At 48.4% G+C, this 23,314-nt stretch carries 11 protein-coding genes and 2 pseudogenes; 9 read left to right on the top strand and 4 right to left on the bottom strand.

All coding sequences use genetic code 11. The features are described from left to right. Positions 1-24: 24 nt before the first annotated feature. On the top strand, positions 25-951 hold the full coding sequence (gene rnz / locus NYE68_RS12985) for a ribonuclease Z (RefSeq protein WP_015417779.1): 927 nt from the start codon (positions 25-27) through the stop codon (positions 949-951). Between the two features lie 75 nt (positions 952-1,026). Beyond that, a complete protein-coding gene (rpmG, locus tag NYE68_RS12980) occupies positions 1,027-1,176 on the top strand; it encodes a 50S ribosomal protein L33 (RefSeq protein WP_003153246.1) in 150 nt (49 codons plus the stop codon). Between the two features lie 49 nt (positions 1,177-1,225). On the opposite strand, the gene NYE68_RS12975 is transcribed toward rpmG, so the two are convergent. The 3 genes and pseudogenes from NYE68_RS12975 to NYE68_RS12965 all read right to left on the bottom strand — a co-directional run. Next, on the bottom strand, positions 1,226-1,999 hold the full coding sequence (locus NYE68_RS12975; protein ID WP_012117933.1) for an alpha/beta hydrolase: 774 nt from the start codon (positions 1,997-1,999) through the stop codon (positions 1,226-1,228). A gap of 113 nt (positions 2,000-2,112) precedes the next feature. Next, positions 2,113-3,129, bottom strand: coding sequence for an NADPH dehydrogenase NamA (gene namA, locus NYE68_RS12970; RefSeq protein WP_003153250.1), 1,017 nt, complete (start codon positions 3,127-3,129; stop codon positions 2,113-2,115). A 139-nt stretch (positions 3,130-3,268) separates the two neighbouring features. Beyond that, positions 3,269-3,481: pseudogene (locus NYE68_RS12965) on the bottom strand (hypothetical protein); the annotation flags it as partial. Positions 3,482-3,486: 5 nt separating this feature from the next. On the opposite strand from NYE68_RS12965, the pseudogene NYE68_RS12960 reads away from it, so the two are divergent. Continuing rightward, a pseudogene (locus tag NYE68_RS12960) lies at positions 3,487-3,670 on the top strand (AzlD domain-containing protein); the annotation flags it as partial. 44 nt (positions 3,671-3,714) lie between these two features. Here NYE68_RS12960 and loaP read toward each other — a convergent pair. Next, entirely contained in the window at positions 3,715-4,245 is a 531-nt protein-coding gene (gene loaP, locus NYE68_RS12955) for an antiterminator LoaP (RefSeq protein WP_022552995.1), read from the bottom strand. Positions 4,246-4,979: 734 nt separating this feature from the next. Here loaP and fabD point away from each other — a divergent pair. From fabD to NYE68_RS12925, 6 genes are read left to right on the top strand one after another with little or no spacing between them, the layout of a single operon-like run. After that, on the top strand, positions 4,980-7,238 hold the full coding sequence (fabD, locus tag NYE68_RS12950) for an ACP S-malonyltransferase (protein WP_229041277.1): 2,259 nt from the start codon (positions 4,980-4,982) through the stop codon (positions 7,236-7,238). Between the two features lie 40 nt (positions 7,239-7,278). Then, complete coding sequence (locus NYE68_RS12945) at positions 7,279-8,259, top strand: LnmK family bifunctional acyltransferase/decarboxylase (RefSeq protein WP_015240163.1); 981 nt, start codon at positions 7,279-7,281, stop codon at positions 8,257-8,259. 24 nt (positions 8,260-8,283) lie between these two features. Beyond that, a complete protein-coding gene (locus NYE68_RS12940) occupies positions 8,284-8,556 on the top strand; it encodes an acyl carrier protein (RefSeq protein ID WP_229041278.1) in 273 nt (90 codons plus the stop codon). After that, complete coding sequence (locus NYE68_RS12935) at positions 8,553-9,917, top strand: long-chain fatty acid--CoA ligase (protein ID WP_324636733.1); 1,365 nt, start codon at positions 8,553-8,555, stop codon at positions 9,915-9,917. The genes NYE68_RS12940 and NYE68_RS12935 overlap by 4 nt, the downstream gene beginning before the upstream one ends. Before the next feature lie 14 nt (positions 9,918-9,931). After that, on the top strand, positions 9,932-10,669 hold the full coding sequence (locus NYE68_RS12930) for an SDR family oxidoreductase (RefSeq protein ID WP_007408405.1): 738 nt from the start codon (positions 9,932-9,934) through the stop codon (positions 10,667-10,669). A 39-nt stretch (positions 10,670-10,708) separates the two neighbouring features. After that, complete coding sequence (locus tag NYE68_RS12925; RefSeq protein WP_324636734.1) at positions 10,709-23,302, top strand: type I polyketide synthase; 12,594 nt, start codon at positions 10,709-10,711, stop codon at positions 23,300-23,302. Positions 23,303-23,314 lie beyond the last annotated feature (12 nt).

Genomic DNA, 23,314 nt, shown 5'->3' with positions numbered 1-23,314 from the left:
TACAAAGATCTAGGAGGAAGCATTGTGGAATTATTATTTTTAGGGACGGGGGCCGGCATGCCGGCAAAGACGAGAAACGTAACGTCCGTCGCGCTGAAGCTTCTTGAAGAAAGGCGTTCCGTATGGCTGTTTGATTGCGGAGAAGCCACTCAGCATCAGATATTACATACAACAATCAAACCGAGGAAAATTGAGAAGATTTTCATCACCCACCTTCACGGCGACCATGTTTACGGGCTTCCGGGTCTGTTGGGGAGCCGTTCATTTCAGGGCGGTGAAGAAGAGCTGACGATTTACGGGCCAAAAGGCATTAAAGCCTTTATCGAAACAAGCCTGAACGTGACGGCGACTCATCTGACGTATCCTCTTACCGTACATGAAATCGAAGAGGGGACGGTTTTTGAAGATGAGCAATTCATTGTTACCGCAGTATCCGTCATTCACGGCGTGGAAGCGTTCGGCTACCGGGTTCAGGAAAAGGATATTCCCGGCGCATTGCAGGCCGGCAGATTGAAAGAAATGAATATCCCGCCCGGACCCGTCTATCAGAAAATCAAAAACGGCGAAACGGTCACACTTGACGATGGCAGAATCATTAACGGGCGGGATTTTCTGGAACCCCCGAAAAAAGGAAGAATCGTCGCTTTTTCCGGGGATACGAGGGTATCAGAGCGGGTAACGGAGCTGGCGCACAATGCGGATGTGCTTGTTCATGAAGCAACATTTGCAAAGGAAGATGCAAAGCTCGCGCATAATTATTATCATGCGACGACAGAACAGGCTGCGCAAACGGCAAAAAAAGCAGGCGCCAAACAGCTGATCTTAACTCATATCAGCGCAAGGTATCAGGGTGAATCGCCGATAGAGCGTCTCGAACATGAGGCGAAAGCGGTATTTGAAAACAGTAAGATCGCATTTGACTTCATGGAGGTCACTGTGGAGCGGTCTTAAAAAATGGACGCTTGACATTTTTTTCTGATGAGATATAATAAAACGCAATAATTACGATTTAAAGGGGTGGAAATGATGCGTGTGAATGTTACATTGGCCTGTACAGAGACAGGGGACAGAAATTATATTACGACGAAGAACAAACGGACGAATCCGGACCGGTTAGAAATGAAAAAGTATTCACCCCGGTTGAAAAAGTATACGCTGCATCGTGAGACAAAATAGATCACGATAACAAAAGCCATTGTGCCGTTGCACAATGGCTTTTGTTTTATCAGTTTACCGCCTGATAGGCAGGAGCATTCATTTGCTGGCGCACCGCGCACCAAACATCATAAATGGCAAGGTGGACGATGTGCGGTTCATCGTGGTGAATGGCATGAGAACTGTTTTTGGCCTGAATCCATCCGCTTTGATAAGAGACATCAAGCATGCTTCTGTGCAGTTTCACCCATTGTTCATGAGCGTGCTTTAAACGCTCATCCCGCTCTCCCGATGATAAAATCAACAGCGGCATATCGCCGAAATGAATCTGCTGATGCTTGATCTGACGAAGGCTCGTCAAAAATTCGGCGTGTGATCCTTCCAATATGAACTGTTTCAAATAGGCGGCTTTCATTTCTTCGGGAAGAAGCGGAAGCACTTTCGTCTCCTGATCCTCAGAAACCGGATCAAGCATCACCATCCCGAGAATATCCCGGCGGTTCCGGCTCGCCCAAAGTCTGCTGATAATCGCGCCGTATGAATGCGAGACGACAAGATAAGGAGGCTTGACGCCGGCCTTCAGAAGAAGAGCGTTTAATTCCTGTACCATGTGGTCCGCCGTTCTCTTGTTTCGGCTTTGTCCGCTTTTGCCGATTCCGGCTCTGTCATATGTGAAAACCCCAAATTCTTCATCTATGTCAGCGAGTAATGATGTCCATGTTTCAGAAGAAGTGCCGTAGCCGGCTTCAAAGACGATCGTCACTTCGCCGGCGCCTTTACGGTGTTTCGTATAAAACGGACACCCGTCAATCAGATATGTCCTTTCCATCCATGCTGCTTTCATTGGAGTCATCCCCTCTAATTGGTTCTATAGGGAAGACGGAGAAGCTTCGGCAATCGTTTCTCAAAAAATAAAAAAAGAGACAGCCGGATCGAAAAACTCCGGCTGTCACTTCATCACCATGCTCTGTCGTATTGAACCGGTGACGGTATTTCAGTATTCAGCTGCTTCGCTGCACTCCTTGCAAAGTGCGGATCGCGCAGAAGTTCTCTTGCGACAAAAATAAGGTCAGCGCGGTTGTTTTGCAGAATTTCTTCCGCCATTGTTCCCGTCGTTATCAAACCGACGGCGCCTGTTGCGATTTCGGCCTGTTCACGGATTTTCTCTGCGAAGCTCACTTGGTAGCCTGGGAAGACATTAATATCAGCTTGAACGAGTGCGCCTGAGCTGCAATCAATGAGGTCGACTCCCTGTTCTTTCATCCACTTCGCAAAACCGATATGATCCGCAATGTCCAGCCCTTTGTCTGTATAATCCGATGCAGAAATACGGACAAATAACGGGCCGTCCCAGACTTCCTTGACAGCTTCAATGGTCTCGCCTAAGAAGCGGTAGCGATTTTCATGTGAGCCTCCGTATTCGTCTGTACGGTGATTGGACAGAGGGGACAAAAATTCGTGCATTAAGTAGCCGTGTGCCGCATGAAGTTCAATAATATCAAAGCCGGCTTCTTTCGCGCGCGCCGCTGCCTGTTTGAATTCCTGAATGGTTTCTTTAATTTGTTCTGTCGTCATTTCAGCCGGTGTTTTGGACTGCTCATCGAACGGAATGGCTGACGGAGCGTAAATGTCTCCCTCAAGCTCAGCTTTACGTCCGGCGTGCGCAAGCTGAATGCCGATTTTAGATCCTTGCGCTTTCACTTGTTCCGTCAGTTTGGCAAAACCTTCGATATGATCATCGCTCCAAATGCCCAAATCCTGATCGGAAATGCGCCCCTGCGGATTAACGGCTGTCGCTTCCACGATAATCAGGCCGACCTGTCCGATTGCACGCGATATGTAGTGCGCCATATGAAAAGGCTGCAGTTTTCCGTCCTTCTCATGTGAGGAATACATGCACATCGGTGCCATAACAATACGGTTTTTGATCGTTACATCTTTAACGGTCCATGGTGTGAATAATTTTCTGGCCATTTATTTCGCCTCCCGGAATGTTTTTAGACATTGATTATAACAACTCATGATCATTCAGTCATATAAACTGCTCACAACTGAACACATCGTTCTTATTGTTCTGGACGGGCATTTTTTTATACACAGCGGTGCCGTATCTTCATAACAGGCATTTACAGCCGATCATATAGCAAATATAGATGAGAAACGCACCGATGACTGCGTGGCCTCCTTTGAACCAGTTTGTCAGGATGAAAATAGAGCTGATGAAGATCACCGCGCCGAAGGCACCGAATATTCCGTTTTTTTGAGCGGCTCTGAAATCGTCGGGGCTCATATTTTTCAGCTGCAAGTGAATATTCAGTAACGTCATGGGCGCAGCCTGTATTAAAGTGGCTTTCTTATGTGCCGGTCTGCATTCTTACAGCAAACGCTTTTGATCAATTGGCCGGGTTTGATCGTGCTTATCCCGACCATCGTGATCGCCTTGAAAACAAAAAGTTTGACCGTGACGGTGGTGAGCGGGGTTATTTCGGTGTCGGGCTTTCGTCTGTTTATATAAAAAAAGCATCAACGGCACATGCTGTTGATGCTTTTTTTGAAATGCTAGGGTTTGGAGAGCACTTCAATTCCGACGTTGACCATTTTGTCCAGTCCCATAAAAGACAGGCAGATTTTGGCGCGTCTTTTTCTTTTATCGATCTTTTTAATAATGCCTTCCATTCCTTTAAGAGGCCCTGAGGCAACGGTTACTTTTGAATTTTCAATATAGACTTTTGAATAATCTACAGTGTCTCCTTCTCCGATCAGCCTGATGATAGGGAGGATTTCTTCATCCGTAATTGTCGTGAAATAGGTTTTACGCTCTTTGGAATAATATGCGCCGTTATTCACGATTCTGCATGAAATGGGGAGTTCTTTGATTTTATGAAATGTCCGCTCTGTCATCTTTGTTTTAAACAGAACATATCCCGGAAACATCTTTTTGAGTGCCTCGTATTTGATTCCGGCTTTTCGTTCTGTGACTTTTTTCTTGGGTATGATTGAGTAGAGAGCCTGCTCATCAAACTGCAGACGCAGAAATTTTTGAACTGTTTCTTCTTTTCCGGACTCTACAAAAAGTGCGTACCATTTCATGACTGGATCCTCCTTAGAATAATAAGAAATTATTATACAAAGAAAGTATTTAATGGATAGTATTTAAAATGATTAAAAATTTTTCTAATTCATCTTTTTTTTACATAATATATGAAAATGAAGAATAAGTATAGACCCAATTGACAGAGAAGCGATGAATTTTCTTTGACATGAATAGGGTTCAGGGAATTATCTGACATTTATCCCGAAACAATTATGCCGACTGTCCACCGAACATAAAACTGTGGAATAAATGTCAGAAAATAACGAAATAAAGCCTTGACATTATTATCTATAAATTGATATTATTCTCTTTAAATAGCAACTATTTGTTAAATTTATTAAATTGATGTAAAGCACCTATTAAATTTCAATCGCTGTTTCGGCACGTTGAAGAGGAAATAGGGATTATAAAAATGATTGTAGTGTATATATCTACATATACATGATAAGGGAGAAGTGTGCCGTCATGGCTGTTTTCGGGCATATTGGCACTGCAGCTTGTCATGCGAAACATTCGGTAAACAAGCAAGATGTCTTGATATAAATTATGTTAGAAAAGGAAAACACAATGCGTTTGCGATTTTTAAACCTGTGCTGAATCGCAAACGCGTTTGTGTTTTTATTTTTATGCCGGTGTTTACACCAGTCAATATATGAATATAAGAGACGTTTTTGTATGGAGAACCACATGTGATGTACAAAATTGGCGATGCGGAAAGGATGAGGATAAGATGCTTACGTTTGTGTTCCCGGGGCAGGGTTCTCAATTTAAAGGAATGGGAGCCGGACTGTTTGATGAATTTCAAGATCTGACACGTCAGGCTGATGACATATTAGGCTACTCTATAGAAGAATTGTGTCTGGAGGATCCGAATCACCAGCTGGGGAAAACGCAATTTACCCAGCCGGCGTTATATACGGTGAGTGCACTCAGTTATTTAAAGAAAATGAAAGAGTCCGGCAGAGAGCCTGATTACGCCGCAGGGCACAGTTTAGGAGAATATAATGCGTTATTTGCGGCCGGCTGCTTTGATTTTGAGACCGGTTTGCAGCTTGTGAAAAAAAGAGGGGAGCTCATGAGCAAGGCAGCTCCCGGAGGCATGGCGGCGGTTTTGGGGTTTACCGCTGAACAAGTAAAAGAGGTTTTATCCGATTATCATCTGACCGGCATTGATATCGCTAACCACAATTCACCTTCGCAAATTGTGATCGCCGGAACGAAACAAGACATTGAAAAAGCGGGCCCCGTCTTTGAAAAAGCCGGCGTGAGAATGTACCTTCCTTTAAATGTGAGCGGCGCCTTCCATTCCCGCTATATGAAAGATGCTGAAAAAGAGTTCGCGGATTATTTAGAAGAAACGGCGTTTTTGCCTCTTCGTTTTCCGGTGATCTCAAATCTTCATGCCGCACCTTATAAGAATGATGAAATCAAAACAAATCTGACTTTGCAAATGACCAATCAGGTAAAGTGGACGGACACGATACGCCGTCTGATGGGACTTGAAAATAATGAAATTGCAGAAGTCGGGCCCGGGGAAGTGCTGACAAAACTGACGCGTCAGATTAAAAAAGATGCCGTCCCATTACCTATGCCGAAAGAAGAGTCTGATACTGCTGATGTTAAAGTATCGGCAGCTGATCCGCAAAAAACGGCGGGAATGAGATTAGGGAACGAAGATTTTAAAAAAGATTATAACGTCCAATATGCTTACATGACGGGCTCCATGTACAGGGGAATTGCTTCGGAACAGATGGTCATTAAAGCGGCAAAAGCGGGAATGCTGGGCTTTTTCGGAACGGGCGGATTGAGTATCGAACGGATCGGACAGGCCATCGGAACCATCCGGTCTGCACTGCGGCAAGGGGAAACATTCGGAATGAATCTTCTTCATCATATGATGTCACCTGACAAGGAAGTCAGAATGATAGATTTATATTTGAAAAACGGCATTCATCTTATTGAAGCATCGGCATTTATGGGCATAACCCCCGCTCTTGTTATATACAGGGCAAGGGGACTAAGCAGGAATCATGACGGGTCGGTGTCAGTTCAAAACAAAATCATCGCGAAAGTATCCCGGCCTGAAGTCGCTGAGGCCTTTCTGAATCCGGCTCCGGCTCATGTGCTGGAAAGACTTGTGTCTGACAATCGGCTGACAGCCGGGGAAGCGGCGCTTGCAAAAGAAATTCCGATGGCTGATGACATTTGCGTTGAAGCGGATTCAGGAGGGCATACCGACCAAGGGATTCCGTATACATTAATGCCTGCCATGATCAGACTCAGAGACCGCATGATGGAGAAGCACGGTTATGCGAAAAAAGTAAGAATCGGCGCAGCGGGCGGCATCGGCACTCCGGAAGCGGCTGCTGCCGCGTTTCTGCTCGGCGCCGAATTTATCGGAACCGGTTCTATTAATCAATGCACGGTCGAAGCCGGGACAAGTGATTCAGTGAAAGATCTGCTTCAGGAAGCGAACGTGCAGGATACGTCATACGCTCCTGCGGGAGATATGTTTGAAGCGGGAGCAAGGGTGCAGGTGCTGAAAAAAGGCCTGTTTTTCCCGGCAAGAGCCAATAAACTCTTTGACTTGTACAGGCAATACAATTCTTTAGATGAGATAGATGAAAAAACGAAAACATTAATTGAAGAAAAGTATTTCCAGCGCGGTTTTGAAGAAGTGTATGAGCAGTTGAAACGTGATAAATCTCCTGAGCAGATCGCCAAAGCCGAACAGAATCCGAAACACAAAATGGCGATGGTATTTAAATGGTATTTTTCTCATACGACAAGGCTCGCTCTGGAAGGAAAAAGCGAAAGTAAAATAGATTACCAAATTCATTGCGGCCCTGCGCTCGGCGCGTTTAATCAGTGGGTGAAAGGAACCCCGCTTGAAAATTGGAGAAACAGGCATGTCGATCTGATCGGCAAACAGCTCATGGAAGAAACAGCCGGCCTTCTTGCGCAAAGGCTGGTATCGATTACAGGCTGAGTATGACCAGCCATTACATTTTTTCTGCGGAGGACAGACCATGCTGATTGAAAATCATGAATTAACGATGAGCCATGTCGGGTTAGGGAATTTGAATGAGTACGCGCTGCTGCTGTTATTCGGCAACGCACACAGTCACCATTTAACGGACGGAACGGGATTCCGGCCTGATCAGATGGCCGATCACCAAGGGCTGATTTTGTATCCGGCTTATTTTATGACACATCTCAAAGTTCCTTCAGATCAGCCTCTTGATCAGTACCGATTATGGGACGAGGTTTCCGTCGGAGTCGATATCTCCCGGTTTGGAGAAACCATATTAGAATCTGATTATTTGTTCGGGCCGAAAGGAGCGGTCAGCTCTGATAAAAGCGAGTGGGACCGGGGACGGTTTCCTTCTATGAAAGCCAATAGTTTAATTGTCGTCGACGTCACACAAACAGAAGGTTCGACGCGCAAAGTCTCAGCGCCTAAGGCTGAATGCATTGCGGAACTTTCTAAGCTAGCCAAGCCGCCTTACGCGCTGATGCGGTCAAAGAAAATCAGAACGGACGCCTTCGGTATGAAGCCGGGCAATCTCAAAACAGCAGACCCCGTTTCATATCGGGTTCCTGTTGATCAGGATGCTGCGCCCGGGCATGCCATGGTGTTTGCGAAATTCAGCAAGATAATGGATGCGGCGGAATTTGAATGGATGACGCGCCGGTCGAAGCCGGGTTTTCCGGTTTCAATCGCGCGGCATTTATTTTTGCTTGAAAGAGAGACGTATTATTACGGAAATTGTTTTGCAGATGAAGAGCTTGATATTTATATGACGGGACACATTGAAGAATGCGATCCCGACTTTCACGGTGAGTCCCTCGGTATGATCTCAGTGGCGAAAATCAGCTATCAGATTGAAGTCTATATGAAAAGAAATCATACATTGCTGGCCATTTCCAAGGTGGACAAGCTGCTGGCGGTGCCGACCTCTTCACAAGATCATATTCCGGATTATAAGCGGGTCATCAGAAGTTTATAAAATGAAGAATGGAGCTGAAAGCAAATGGAACAAACCAAGGAAATGAAGCAGATCATCGCTCAAATCATTCAGGACATTCAAGAACAGCAGTCATATCGGGCCGTCGAAGCGGGAGATGATGTGAGAGTCATAGAGGATCTGGGCTTCTCATCACTGGATATCGCTCAATTAGTCGCACAGATGGAGATGGGAACCGGAGTAGATCCTTTTTCCCAAGGAGAAACAATTTCAAGCATTACAACCGTCGGCAGCATTTGTGATATTTATCAAAAATATATGGACAGTGCTCAATCATGAAAACAGAAAGCGGGGGAGATATCAGCTGGGTGACTGATAAGCTTAGGGAAACGCAAGACAGTGAGTTTCTCATTTTTAAAGGGCAGAATTTTACGTATGATGATTTGCTGGCACGAATTAGCTTTTTTCAGAAAGAACTTGAACAAAACGGAATACGTGAAGGAGAATGTGTGGCGCTTATCGGGGATTATTCCCCGAACGCTATTTTTTTGCTGATGGCGCTTTTGTTAAACCGAAATATCGTTGTCCCTCTCAGCAATGAATCAAGGGAAAAGCATCTCGATATGTTTGAAGACGCGAAAGTGAATCAAATCATTGAAATAAATGAAAATGACAGCTGGACGCTTCGTGAAGGTTCTGAAAGCGCCTCCCACCCTCTGCTTGATGACCTGCGCGAGAGAGGGGAGTCAGGCATTATTATTTTCACATCGGGAACCTCCGGCAAAAGCAAAGCATCCGTGTTAAGCGCCGGCCGGCTGCTTGAAAAATATAAAACGGCGAAGAGAAAACCGCTGCGTACGCTCATTTTTCTGAAATTGGATCATATCGGCGGCATTAATACGCTGTTTGCGATTCTGTTTAACGGGGGGACCATCGTCACATCAGACAGCAGAACGCCGGAGTCCGTTTATCAGGCGGTCGACAAGCATGCTGTCCAAGTGCTCCCCGCAACCCCGACCTTTTTAAACATGCTGCTGATGTCCAAGGCGGATGCCGGCTATAACCTCTCTTCACTCCGGCTGATCACTTACGGCACAGAACCGATGCCCCAATCAACGCTGCGCGGCATTCACCGGCTGTTTCCGGATGTACGGCTGAAACAAACATACGGATTAACTGAACTGGGTATATTCTCAACGAAATCAAAAGACAGCCAATCCACTTGGATGAAAGTGGGCGGTGCCGGAACAGAGACCAAAATTACCGGAGGCACGCTTTGGGTCCGTTCTGAGTCGGCGATGCTCGGCTATTTAAACGCACCGTCACCTTTCGATGAAGACGGCTGGTATGACACCGGTGATCAGGTGGAAACAGACGGCGAATATATAAGAATCCTTGGAAGAAAGAGTGAAATCATTAATGTGGGCGGAGAGAAAGTGTTTCCGGCAGAGGTGGAAAGCGTCTTTCTGGAGATACCGAATGTCCGGGATGTTCTCATAACGGGAAGAAAAAATCCGATTACGGGCGAGATTGTCGCAGCAGAGGCCGTGCTTGAAAAAGAGGAAGATATCAAATCTTTCAGAAAGCGGGCCGTAGCTCATTGCAAACAGAAGCTGCAGCCATATCAGATACCGCAGATCATCTCTGTTACAGATCGGAAACTGTCTAATGACCGATTTAAAAAAATAAGAAACGTGTAAAACAGGAGGCAAATATGAATAACGGAAAAGTAGCGGTCGTCAGCGGAGGAAGCCGGGGGCTCGGAAAAGCGATTGTACAGACGCTTTTGGATGAGGATTACAAAGTAGCCGCTTTCAGCCGCAGTGAATCTGATTTTATTAACACATTGAGAGAGAGTGAAAAGTACCGCGGCCGCTTTTATTGGGAAGCGGCGGATGCGGCGGATGATGCCGCCATGAAACAGTTTGTTCTTCAAGTATACCGCAAGTTTTCCAGAATAGACGGCTTGGTCAATAACGCCGGTTTGAACCTTGATCAGCTGCTGCCCCTGACCAATGATGAAGACATTGACCGCATCCTCAACCTGAATATCGGTTCAGTCATCAAGCTGACCCGAAACGTTTCCCGTGTCATGCTGAAACAAAATTCCGGATCAATCGTTAACATAAGCTCCATTATCGGCTCAAGAGGATTTAAAGGCACTTCAGTCTACAGCGCATCCAAAGCGGCTCTTGACGGCTTGACGCGAAGCCTGGCCAGGGAGCTTGGGTCTAAAGGAATCCGTGTCAATTCACTTGCGCCCGGTTTTGTGGACACCGATATGACGAAAAATATGCCGGAAAAACAAAAATCGCAGATTATCAGAAGGACGCCGATGGGACGTTTAGGCGAAACAGACGATATGACCGGACTCGTTCGTTTCCTGCTTTCTCCTGAATCGTCCTTTATGACCGGACAGACAATGGCAATAGACGGCGGATTAACTTGTTAAAGCACAGAAAAATTCTTTTGTACAAGGGATGGTATCCTCATGAAATGTATTAACGAATTTTTAAGAACGGTAATATCGGAAAAGCTGGGTGCCGAGGTGACCGAAGCGGAAGATAAAACCGCTTTTTTTACTCTGGGCGTGACGTCTCTCATCAGTGAAGAAATCATGACCATATTGCATAAAGAGTTTACCGGCCTTTCTGAAACGCTGCTGTTTGAATATCCGAACATTGAGAAATTGAGTGAGTTTTTAAGTGCGCAGAAACGAAATCCCGAAAGCGTTCTTGAATTCAAAGAAACGGAGCCTGATACGGGAAGCCCGCAGGAAGAAGAATTGCTTCCCGTACAGGCGGCTGAAAAGGTGCCTGAACCGGCAACGGACGGGAGCTCTGATATTGCGGTTATCGGAATGAGCGGGATGTTTCCGAAAGCGGAAAACCAGCATGATTTTTGGGACAATTTAATGGAAAATAAAGATTGTGTCTCCGAAATCCCAGAGGACAGATGGGACAGCTCTTATTACTCGGAAGAGAAAACGGCAGAATACGCGTCATACAGTAAATGGGGAGGTTTTATTGATCATCCGGATCAATTTGACCCGCTGTTTTTTTCTGTTTCCCCGTGGGAAGCTGATTTAATGGACCCCCAGCAAAAATTGTATGTCACGTGCTGCTGGGAAGCGATGGAGGATGCCGGTTACGGGAACCCGGCGGCGAGGCCGACGGATCAAATCGGTGTATTCGCCGGAGTGACCTGGAATGAATATTCATTAATTGCACACGAAGAAGGTTTCCTCAAAGATCAGTACAAAGGCCCCGGCTCCTTATATTGGGGCATTCCGAACCGGGTTTCTTATTTCCTTGATCTCCATGGCCCGAGCATCGCTGTTGATACGGCGTGTTCTTCATCGCTTGTCGCCGTCCATCAGGCTTGTCAGGCCATTATGTCGGGCGACTGTGAAATGGCGCTGGCCGGAGGCGTCAACCTCAGCTTACATCCGCAAAAATACATGTTTTTAAGCCAATCGCATTTTCTGTCTTCTGAAGGAAAATGCCGCAGTTTCGGTGAAGGCGGAGACGGTTACGTGCCCGGCGAAGGCGCGGGAGCCGTTTTGTTAAAACCATTGAAAAAAGCGATTGCGGACAAAGACCACATCTACGGTGTCATTAAGGGGTCCGCCACTAACCACGGCGGCAAAACGACCGGGTATACGGTGCCGAATCCGGAAGCGCACCGGGACCTGATTTTATCCGCTCTAAACAGAGCCGCGGTAAGTCCGGCGGATATCAGCTACATTGAAGCTCACGGAACCGGCACGGCACTCGGCGATCCGATTGAGATACGCGGCCTGTCTATGGCATTTGATAAACAGACCGATGAGAAAAACTATTGCGGAATCGGCTCGGTGAAATCCAATATCGGACATTTGGAAGCGGCTGCAGGGATCGCCGGTTTAATCAAGGTGCTTTTAAGCATGAAACATGAAACGCTTCCCGCCAGTCTGCACTCCGAGGACCTGAACCGCAAGATTTCTTTTTCTGATTCGCCATTTTATGTCGTCCGAAACAACCGGCCGTGGCCGGCTGAAGGAGATAAACCGAGAATCGCCGCAATCAGTTCATTCGGCGCAGGAGGCTCTAATGCCCATCTGATCGTAGGTGCTTATCAGCCAAAACGGCAAGCGGACAAGAATACTGAGCAAAAACCGCATGCCGTCGTATTAAGCGCACATTCCGAACAGCAGCTGAAAGAATATGCCGGGAAATTAAGCTCTTTTCTTGACCGATTGGAAAACCTGCCTTCTGCCGGCGGATACAGTCTGGAAAATATCGCTGCCACCTTATTGTCAGGCAGAGAGCCTTTCTCCTTCCGGCTTGCTGTCATTGCATCATCCCTTTCTGAGCTGAAACGGCGATTGGACGGATTTGTAAGCGGTCAAAGCGACGGCAGGTATATGTACTTCGGAAAAGCGTCACCCGGGCGTCCGGACGTTTCAGGCCAATCCGTTTCAGATCCTGAGAAATTTGCCGCGCTGTGGGTGAAAGGCCTTCAAGGTTGCAAAAAGCCGGAAACGCCGTATCAGAAAGTTCCGCTTCCTACGTATCCGTTTTTAAAGGAAACGTCCTGGCTGACCGATCAAAAAAAGCGGTATACAAAAAAGCCCCAAAATATCAAAAGGCGTGAAGTGCTGCATCCTCTGCTTGATGAGAATATTTCATCCGCCCGGAAAGGGACGTTTCAAAAGATATTTTCCAAGGATGAATATTTCTTTAAAGATCATTTAGTGAACGAAAAATATGTGCTTCCCGGAGTCTGTCATCTGGAAATGGCGGCATACGGCGCGGGATTGTGGGGAGAACGCCCGGCCGTCTCTCTTCAAAGTGTGTGGTACATGGAGCCGATTGTGACAGGGACAGACCCAAGATCCGTCATGATAGAGTTTGAAGCAGAAAAAGAGCGTATAAGCTATGTCATTAAAGAAAAAGGAGCGGACGGCACCCTCTTTTCGCAAGGAGAAGTGATTTGTAAAGAAAAAGGGGCGTCTTTTGGGGCCCCGGCCTTTCAGCTCCCGGCGCCATTTGCGCAGAGAACGGAGCCGGAAGACATCTATCACTCGTTCTCTGAGGCGGGAATCGTGCAAAAGGACAGTTTTCAGGTCATCCGCGAATTCTCTTATACAGAAAGGAAAGCACTGGCCAAATTAACGCTCCCGTCACACTTGGAAGCCGATTTTAAACAGTACATCCTACACCCGTCCTTAATGGATGGCGCTGTTCAAACCGCAATGGCGCATGTGCTGCAATTTCAAAAAGAGCCTGCGCTTATCGTACCGTTTTCCTTCGGAGAAATACAGCTGCTTGAACCGTTAGCGAAAACCGTATTTGTGCATGCGGAGGTAAAAGCGGCCTCTGTTCACCAATTTGATCTGCATATTTGTGATGAGCGCGGCGTGCTGCTGGCGGCAGTGAAAGATTTTATCATAAAAGAGGTGCAGGAAAGCGCCGGGTTTAACCAAAAAGCCGGCGTCACGCCGAAGAAAAGCCGTGAAACGGAATTGCTTATGACACCGGTTTGGAACACCGTCACCATTCCGGAAACCGGCATGTCTTTCATGCGTGAAGAAAAAATAATCGTCATCGGGGCCGGGCCGGATTTTCAGCAGGCTTTGAAAGAGATGTATTCCGATGTCCGTTTTCCGGACATCACTTCTTTGGACAGCTCGGAACAAATGGCTGAAACACTGAAAGCGCAAGGCTCTTTTCAACACATGATATGGGCGGCGCCGGATCATCCCATTCCATCCGTTTATGATGCGGATACGGCCGAGGGACAGGAGCACGGGGTCATGCAGCTTTTCCGGCTGGTAAAAGCGCTTCTGCTTCTGAATTTTGACACGGAACAATTATCATTGACAATCTGCACGTTTCAAGCACAGCCGATTCATGAACATGATGAGGTCAATCCGAGTCATGCAAGCATACACGGATTAGCGGGGTCGCTCGCAAAAGAATACAGCAATTGGAGCATCCGGCTTCTTGATTTGGAATCTCAAAGGGGAGACCGGCATCTCCCCGATGTCTTCTCTTTACCGTCGGACCCCGAGGGAAATCCGTGGGTCTTTCGTGCAGGTCAGTGGCACCGCCAGCAATTGGCCGTCTGCCGGCCTCATGCAGATGAGCCTTCATTATACCGGCACGGCGGGGTTTATGTGATTATCGGCGGAGCAGGCGGAATAGGAGAAGTATGGACTGAATATATGATTCAGACCTATCAGGCGAAAATTGTCTGGATCGGGAGACGGAAAAAAGATACACAGATTGAAAGAAAGCTGAAAAGACTTGCAGCTTTAGGTCCCGCACCGCAATATTTCAGCACGGATGCTGCGGATTTTGACTCTCTCAAACGGGCGTATGACACCATTGTGAAGGAAAATGGAAAGGTCCGCGGAATCATCCATTCCGCCATCGTGTTATCAGACCGAAGTTTTGCCAATATGGAAGAGGATCAGTTCCGCGCGTCACTTTCTGCAAAAACTGATGTCAGCTTGCAGATTGCCCGGGTAGCTGAGGGGGAGCCCCTGGATTTCTTGCTGTTTTTCTCTTCGATGATGTCGTTTCAAAAAGCGCCGGGACAGAGCAATTATGCCGCCGGGTGCACGTTTAAAGACGCTTTTGCTAAGCGGATCTCACAGAAAGCGCCGTATGCCGTAAAAGTTGTCAATTGGGGCTTTTGGGGAAGTGTCGGCGTTGTCGCTTCAGAACAATACCGGAAACGGATGGAGCGGGACGGAATCGCTTCTATTGAGGCGCCCGAAGCGATGAAAACGCTGGAAACCCTGCTTTCCGGACCCCATGACCAGCTGGCGCTGATCAAAACGACAGATCCGGTTTTTATGAAAGACGATCTGAAAGAACAAGTAACGGTTTATCCGGAAAAGATTCCTTCCGCACTCGGACAATTAACGGTTAACATCACGCAGAATGACGAAGCTGAACGGTTAAAAGCTTCAAGTGTCATGAGCTGCATGAGAGAGATGGAATCCCTTATTGAAAAAATGCTTGTATCAGCCCTTTATGAGATGGGAGCCGGGCTTGATCAGGCTTTGCCGTTATTTCAATCCGCTGCCGGCATAACGGAACAATACAGCAGATGGCTGAAAGAGAGCTTTGTCCTCCTGAATAAATTAGCGCTTGCTCCGGAAAAAACGGATTTAGGGCAGGTGTGGGAGGAATGGGAGCGGAAAAAAGAGACTTGGCTGCGCCAGAAAGACATGAGGGCGCATGTCAGATTGGCAGAAGAGACATTGCGTGTGCTTCCAGACATTTTAACCGGTAAGCTTCCGGCAACGGAAGTGATGTTCCCTGACTCCTCCTTCCGTCTTGTGGAAGGCATTTACCGCAATAATATCATTTCTGATTTTTTCAATGACAAGCTTGCTGACACATTGATTGCAGTTTTGCGGGAACGTCTGGAAAAAGACCCGCAGGCGAAAATCCGCATATTAGAAATCGGAGCCGGAACGGGCGGGACGAGCGCTGCGGTCATGAGAAAATTGAAACCGTATGAAGCGCATATTGCCGAATATTGTTTCACGGATATTTCTAAAGCATTTCTCTTACATGCAGAAGACATATTCGGTCCGGAATATCCTTATGTCACTTATAAAATATTCAACGCTGAGCAGCCGGTATCAACAGAAGCGCCGGACATCGGCACGTATGACGCAGTGATCGCGACCAATGTGCTTCATGCGACAAAAAATATCCGCTCTACGCTGCGCCATGCGAAAGCAATGCTGCAAAAAAACGGCCAGCTGTTTATAAATGAGATCAACAGCCGCACCATATTCAACCATGTGACGTTCGGCCTTCTTGAAGGCTGGTGGCTGTATGAGGATCATGATTTACGGATTCCGGGCTGTCCGGGGGTTGATCCGGCCGGCTGGGCGGAAGCGCTTTCGCTTGAAGGATTCGTCCATCCTCTGTTTCCGGCTGAAACCGCACACGACTTAGGCCAGCAGATTATAGCGGCTGAAAGTGACGGAACGGTCAGGCTTGCCCTCACGCAGGCGTCAGAAGAGAAGCCGGAGCGCCGTCCGTATGACGTAGAAGGTCTTTCGGATGATACTTTGCATGTCAGCCTGAGAGAAAAAAGCGTTGAACTGATGAAGAAGGTAATCGGTGAAGCGCTTAAAGTGCCGGCGCATCGTCTTTTATCCCATGAACCTTTAACCGCATACGGATTGGATTCCATACTGGTCGTCAGACTGACCAACGCGTTAAAAGACGTCTTCGGTTCTGTCAGCAGCACTTTGTTTTTTGAATATCAAACCATTGATGAGCTTGCTGATTACTTTCTGTCTTCCCGTAAAGAAGCGCTCGAGCGGCAATTCGGGATTGGACGGGCTCATCCCGAAAACGCCGGACGGGTGCAGGCTCCCGCAGAAAGCGCCGCGCCGATTCCAAACGTAAGGGAACGGGGCATCACATATCTGACGGAATTAATAGGAAAAACGCTGAAGATTCCGAGCGGGAGAATGGATCCGTCGGTTTCCTTAACCGCATACGGTTTGGATTCTATTCTGGTCGTCAGGCTCACAAATGCCTTTCGTAACGTGTTTGACCAAATGACCAGCACCCTCTTTTTTGAATATCAGACGATAGAAGAAATCGCGGATTACCTGCTTCTTTCTCAGCGGGGAGCATTTATGAAAGCGATGGGTGTGCGTGAGGCACAGCTGTCTGATCACACAGATAACCTGAATGTAAAACAAAACAAGATTCCTCAAAACGAGGAAGGCGAAAGGACGAACGGAGATCCCTCTATCCAGGATATCGCTGTCATCGGTCTGTCAGGCCGGTATCCGGGCGCCGATCACGTTGATGAGCTGTGGGAAAATGTAAAAGCCGGCAGGCATTCTATTACTGAAGTGCCGAAAGATCGCTGGGACTGGAAAACGTTTTATAACGAGGAACGCGGAAAATGGGGGTCCATTTATTCAAAATGGGGCGGTTTTCTCGATGACATTGATACATTTGATCCGCTGTTTTTCCGTATATCTCCCGCGGAAGCTGAAAGGATGGATCCGCAGGAAAGGTTGTTTCTGCAGACTGCTTATTCAAGCATTGAAGATGCGGGGTACACCCCGGCCACGCTTTGTGACAGCCGGAAAATCGGAGTCTTTGTCGGTGTGATGAACAGCAATTACCCGACAGTTCCCAGCGACTGGTCTATCGCAAACAGAGTATCGTTTTTGTTCAATTTCCAAGGGCCGAGTATGGCTGTGGATACAGCATGCTCTTCTTCTTTAACAGCTGTCCATCTCGCCGCAGAAAGCCTGCGGAGCGGAATGAGTGAAACAGCGATTGCCGGCGGAGTCAATCTTATCGTTGATCCGGCCCACTATGAGCGGCTGTCCGCTTTTTCAATGCTGTCTCCCGGTGATAAATGCAAATCTTTCGGAGACAGTGCGGACGGTTTTGTTGACGGTGAAGGAGTAGGGGCGATTGTGTTAAAGCCGCTTGCTCAAGCGGAGAAAGACGGCGATCATATTTACGGTGTTATCAAAGGAAGCATGCTGAACGCAGCAGGCAGGACAAACGCTTATATGGTGCCGAATCCGAAAGCGCAGTTTGATCTGATCGCAGAGACGTTGAAACGGACAGACATTCACCCGAGAACGGTCAGTTACTTGGAAGCCCACGGAACGGGCACTGCGCTCGGTGATCCGATTGAAATCGACGGGTTAACGAAAGCTTTTCGCCTGACAACAGAAGACCGGCAGTTTTGTTCCATCGGTTCCATTAAATCAAATATCGGACATTTAGAAAGCGCTGCCGGGATTGCGGGGATCACCAAACTGCTTCTGCAATTGAAACATAAGAGGATTGCCCCTTCATTGCATGCGGCGGAATTGAATCCGAATATTGAGTTTGAGCACACTCCGTTTTTCGTACAGCAAAAAGAAACGGAATGGAAGCGACCTGTCTTGAATATCACGGGTGAAATGAAGGAATATCCGCGAATTGCCGGCATTTCCTCGTTTGGAGCAGGAGGTTCAAACGCGCATGTCATCATTCAGGAATTTGTGCCGTCTGACAGCCTGAAACCAATGGAAAACGCGTCTGTTTCTCCGCAAAAACCGGCTGTTATTATTTTATCAGCGCGAAATGAGCAGCAATTGACAGAGCGCGCCCGCCAGCTTCTGGATGATGTCATAAGAAAAAAACGTTCTGACGGGGATTTAGCCAAGATCGCTTACACGCTTCAGGCGGGAAGAGAACCGATGGCTGAGCGGCTTGCATTTACGGCCGAGTCGATAGAAGAACTGAAAATGAAGCTTATGAGTTTCTCAAACGATCATAATATCGAACATGCTCATATCTGGCGGGGCAGGACAGCCAAACATCATTCATTGGCGGCTTCGCTCACTTCTGATGAAGATATGGCGCTTACCATAAATGCCTGGCTGAAAAAAGGGAAATACGGAAAGCTGTTTGACCTTTGGGTTAAAGGACTTGACGTCGATTGGTCAGCTCTTTATCAGCGCAACCCGGGCCGCATCAGTCTCCCGGCCTACCCTTTTGCCAAAGACCGCTATTGGGTCACAAAAGCTGATGTGTCACTTGACAAAACAGGCTCAGCGAAAAGTGAGAAAGCAGCCAGACTTCACCCGCTGCTCCATACGAATACATCGACCTTTACCGCCCAGCGTTTTACTTCTGTTTTTTCAGGACACGAACCGTTTTTTGCCGATCACATCGTCAATGGAAAACTGGTGCTTCCGGGCGCGGCTGCTTTAGAAATGGCCCGGGCCGCCGTTACGCTGGCTGCTGAAGACTTGCCCGGCGGGAAAACGGGTGTAAGGCTCAAACAGATCGTTTGGCTCCGTCCGGTGACGGCGCTTTCTGAAGGAGTGACGCTTCATGTAAAGCTTCAGCCGGAAGAAAACGGAGACATTGCTTTTGAAGCGTATGCCGAAGGAGAAGAGCCGCTTGTCTTTTTCCAGGGAAAGGCCGTGCTCGAAGAGACGGAGCGTGCTCCGGTACTCGATGTGGAAGCGGTTCAGGCGCGCTGCAGCGGCCGTCACTTGTCAAAGGCTGAGTGCTATGAAGCGTTCGACAGCCTCGGCATCACCTACGGACCGTCTCATCAGGCGCTTGACGCCGTCTATGCCGGAAGCGGAGAAGTGCTCGCGAAGCTCACTCTTCCGCCGTCCGCCCGCGAGGAAAAGGAGCCGTTCATCCTGCATCCGAGCATGCTGGACGCCGCCCTTCAGGCTTCTATCGGTCTCGTGCTCTCAGACGGTTCCGCGTCCGGACGGCCGTTTCTGCCGTTTGCCCTCCAGGATATGAAGGTGTTTTCTGCGTGCCGGGAGACGATGTGGGCGGTGCTTTCCTCAGCGGACGGCGCCTATCATATTGAGCTGTGTGATGAAAACGGCGCGGTATGTGTCCGATTGACGGGGCTCACCGCCCGTTTTCTGGAAGAGGAAACGGAGGAAAAACCGCTCTTGCTTCAGCCAAAGTGGCAGGAATCACCGCCGGATGAAGGCGGCGGACAAGAAGAGTCTTTCAGATACGTGACGCTGTATGGCGGAATGAACGCTGAGGACATAAGCGGCGCCGTATGTGCGGCTGACGGCGAAGGTCCGATTGAAGACCGTTATGACGCCTGCGCGGCGGAGCTGTCAGCGATCGTCACGCGTCTTATCAAAGAAAAACAGAAGAAAAAAACGCTGATCCAGCTTCTTGTCCCCGACAGGGGGGAAGACAATGTATTGGCGGGGCTGGCCGCTTTTCTGAAAACGGCTCACCTTGAACATCCGAAGCTGTACGGCCAAGTCATCCAAGCCGATCCGGGCGAGTCAGCCTCGGCGCTTCTTGCCAAGCTGAAAGAAAACCGGGCGCATCCTGAACAAGCGGAAATCCGTTATGAAGCCGGCAAACGTCTCGTCAGAAACTGGCGTCACCTGCCTGCCCCTCAAAGCGGCGCCGTTCCGTGGAAAGACGAAGGGGTTTACCTCCTCACCGGGGGAGCGGGCGGCATCGGCCTGATTTTCGCTGAAGAAATAGCCTCCCGCGTCAAAAATGCCGTTCTCATATTAACGGGGAGGGCGGAAGCGCTTGATGAAGACCGCTCCGCCCGCTTACGGCGCTTGGAAGCGTCGGGTGCCCGTGTATTGTATCAACCGGTTGACGTGACAGACAGGGCGGCGGTCATCGCCCTCGTCCGCGGCATACAGGAGGAGCACGGAACACTCGACGGGATCATTCACGGCGCCGGCGTAATCGCTGACAATTACATTCTGAACCAGACAGAAAACGAACGGAAGACCGTCATGGCGCCGAAAGTGAAAGGGCTTATCAATCTTGATGAAGCAGCGAAAGATGCGCGGCTGGACTTTTTCATCCTGTTTTCTTCCTTGGCGGGAGGCATGGGAAATCCGGGGCAGGCCGGTTATGCGGCAGCCAACGCATTTATGGATGTTTATGCAGCCCGCCGGAACCGTCTCGTGCGGGACAACAAGCGGAGCGGGCAGACTCTGTCCGTCAACTGGCCGCTTTGGGAAGAAGGCGGTATGCGCGTGGACAAAGAGACCGAACGGCTGATGTATGAACAGACCGGAATGAAAGCCATGCGATCGGCCTCAGGCATCCAAGCGCTGTACGCCGCTTTTGCCTCCGGAGAACACCAGGTCATGGTGGCAGAAGGCGACGAAAAACGGATTCGAAAAAACCTGATGCCTGAAACGCCGGAACCGTCCCGTAGCATTCATGTGTCAAGGAAGACGCCCGTCCATATGCCGAATAAAGTACAAGCGGAACTCAAACATATGATATCAGGCATTCTGAAGGTGAAAGAAGACGAGATAGATGCTGAATCAGAGATGAGAGATTATGGCTTTGATTCGGTTTCATTCACGCAGTTTGCAAATGAACTAAATAAAACGTATGGGCTTGAACTGACACCGGCCGTATTTTTTGAATACCCGACAGTCTTTCGTTTTGCCCAATACTTGCTGACGGAACATCCGGATACATTCGGATCACAGGCAGAAACAGAAACGGAGAAACCGGTTGTGCGTAAAAAAATGAAGACGGAGCCATTCTTGATTCCGTCCCGTCTTCCTAAAACAAAAATCGCAGCTGCACCTGAGCCCGTGGCGATAATCGGAATCAGCTGTGCATTTCCAATGGCTGAAAATCCGGAAATGTTTTGGGAGAATTTAGCCGGAGAAAAGGACTGCATTTCTGAAATACCGCCGGAGCGCTGGGACTGGAGACAGTATTACGGAGATCCGCAGAAAGATAAAAATGCGAGCAATGTAAAGTGGGGCGGCTTCATTGATGAAACCGCTCAATTTGACCCTTTATTTTTCGGTATTTCTCCGCATGAAGCCGAAATGATGGATCCTCAGCAAAGACTTTTAATGATGCATGTATGGAAAGCGATTGAAGATGCCGGCTGCTCTGCCAAAAGCCTGTCAGGAACAAATACAGGCATTTTTGCAGGCACGACAAACAGCGGTTACGCTCAGGAAGCTTCAAAGTTCCATATAGAGATTGAGGGTTCTTCCGCCGCCGGTACGGTTCCGTCAATCGGTCCGAACCGTATGAGCTATTTTCTGAATATACATGGGCCGAGCGAACCGATTGAAACCGCCTGTTCAAGCTCATTGGTCGCTGTTCACCGTGCGGTCAGGGCAATTCAGGCTGGAGACTGCGGCATCGCGATTGCAGGAGGCGTCAATGCTATTGTGTCGCCGGATATGCATATCAGCTTTAATAAAGCGGGAATGCTCAGTGAAGACGGGCGATGCAAAACATTTTCCGATCAAGCGGACGGATATGTCAGAGCTGAAGGTGCGGGCATGATTGTTTTGAAAACATTATCCGATGCGGAACGTGACGGCGACCGTATTTATGCCGTTATTCGCGGAACGGCGGAAAATCATGGCGGACGGGCGGCTTCCCTTACATCGCCGAATCCGAAAGCACAGACAGAAGTCATGATAAAAGCGTATCAGCAAGCGAACATCGACCCCCGTACAGTGAGTTATATTGAAGCCCACGGCACGGGAACGGCAATTGGAGATCCGATAGAAATCAACGGACTCAAAGCGGCTTTTGCAGCGCTTTATCAGAAAGCCGAAGTAACGGCGCCAGATCAGCCTCATTGCGCCATCGGTTCCGTCAAAACGAATATCGGCCACACAGAGCTTGCCGCCGGCATGGCCGGGCTTTTAAAAATTATTTTGCAGATGCAGCACAAAACGCTCGTGAAAAGTCTGCATTGTGAAACCGTTAATCCGTATATCAGCCTCGACGGCAGCCCGTTTTATTTCGTCCGCGACACTCAACCGTGGAAAGCGGCGACTGATGATAGCGGAAATGAACTGCCGCGGAGAGCGGGTGTCAGCTCGTTCGGATTTGGCGGTGTCAATGCTCATGTCGTGCTCGAAGAATATGTTTCTCCTGTTGAAGAGAAACAATGGACGTCCGGTGAACTTCAGCCGTCCTTATTCATTCTCTCGGCAAAGACGGCGGAACAGCTGAAGGAACGTGCGGAACAGCTGTGCAGATATTTGGAAAAGACACATTCAGCTGACGGAGCTCTTGCGGGTATCGCTTATACGCTTCAGCTTGGCCGGGATGAAATGGAAGAACGCCTTGCCGTCATTGCTGAAACAAAAGAAGATCTTACGAACGCGCTGAATGATTTCCTCAGCGGCAAGGAGACGGGGCAGAATTTCTTTACAGGCCGGAACAAAGCGATGAAACAGCTGTTTACAGAGATGACGGACAACGCAGAAATGAGCGGGACCGTAGATCAATGGATTGAAGCAGGAAAGTATACAATGCTTGCAAAATTATGGGTGCAAGGTTTACATGTCGACTGGAATAAATTATATCCGAATGAAAGGCCAAAAAAAGTCAGCCTGCCCGTCTATCCTTTTGCGAAAACACATTGCTGGATACCGCACAGTGCGCAGCATATAAGGCACCGAGAGACTTATGAGACTGATACGTCCCCGCTTGAGACTTATGAGCGCCTGCTTGATGAATTGGAGAAAAACGAAATAAGCATAGAAGCCGCTGTAAAAAGAACGATCGGTTTTTACAGGGATTAGCGTAATGGAGGA

The sequence above is a fragment of the Bacillus sp. FSL R5-0447 genome (genome assembly GCF_038606125.1).
In the GTDB taxonomy this organism is placed as follows: domain Bacteria; phylum Bacillota; class Bacilli; order Bacillales; family Bacillaceae; genus Bacillus; species Bacillus velezensis.
The sequence above is the reverse complement of the archived record's forward strand: the minus strand, read 5'-3'. Positions and strand labels throughout refer to the sequence as shown.

Coding starts and splice junctions, on each gene's coding strand:
- namA (WP_003153250.1), bottom strand. CDS start 3,129: ATGGCCAGAAAATTATTCACACCATGGACCGTTAAAGATGTAACGATC.
- NYE68_RS12940 (WP_229041278.1), top strand. CDS start 8,284: ATGGAACAAACCAAGGAAATGAAGCAGATCATCGCTCAAATCATTCAG.
- NYE68_RS12930 (WP_007408405.1), top strand. CDS start 9,932: ATGAATAACGGAAAAGTAGCGGTCGTCAGCGGAGGAAGCCGGGGGCTC.
- NYE68_RS12945 (WP_015240163.1), top strand. CDS start 7,279: ATGCTGATTGAAAATCATGAATTAACGATGAGCCATGTCGGGTTAGGG.
- NYE68_RS12975 (WP_012117933.1), bottom strand. CDS start 1,999: ATGAAAGCAGCATGGATGGAAAGGACATATCTGATTGACGGGTGTCCG.
- loaP (WP_022552995.1), bottom strand. CDS start 4,245: ATGAAATGGTACGCACTTTTTGTAGAGTCCGGAAAAGAAGAAACAGTT.
- NYE68_RS12925 (WP_324636734.1), top strand. CDS start 10,709: ATGAAATGTATTAACGAATTTTTAAGAACGGTAATATCGGAAAAGCTG.
- fabD (WP_229041277.1), top strand. CDS start 4,980: ATGCTTACGTTTGTGTTCCCGGGGCAGGGTTCTCAATTTAAAGGAATG.
- rpmG (WP_003153246.1), top strand. CDS start 1,027: ATGCGTGTGAATGTTACATTGGCCTGTACAGAGACAGGGGACAGAAAT.
- NYE68_RS12935 (WP_324636733.1), top strand. CDS start 8,553: ATGAAAACAGAAAGCGGGGGAGATATCAGCTGGGTGACTGATAAGCTT.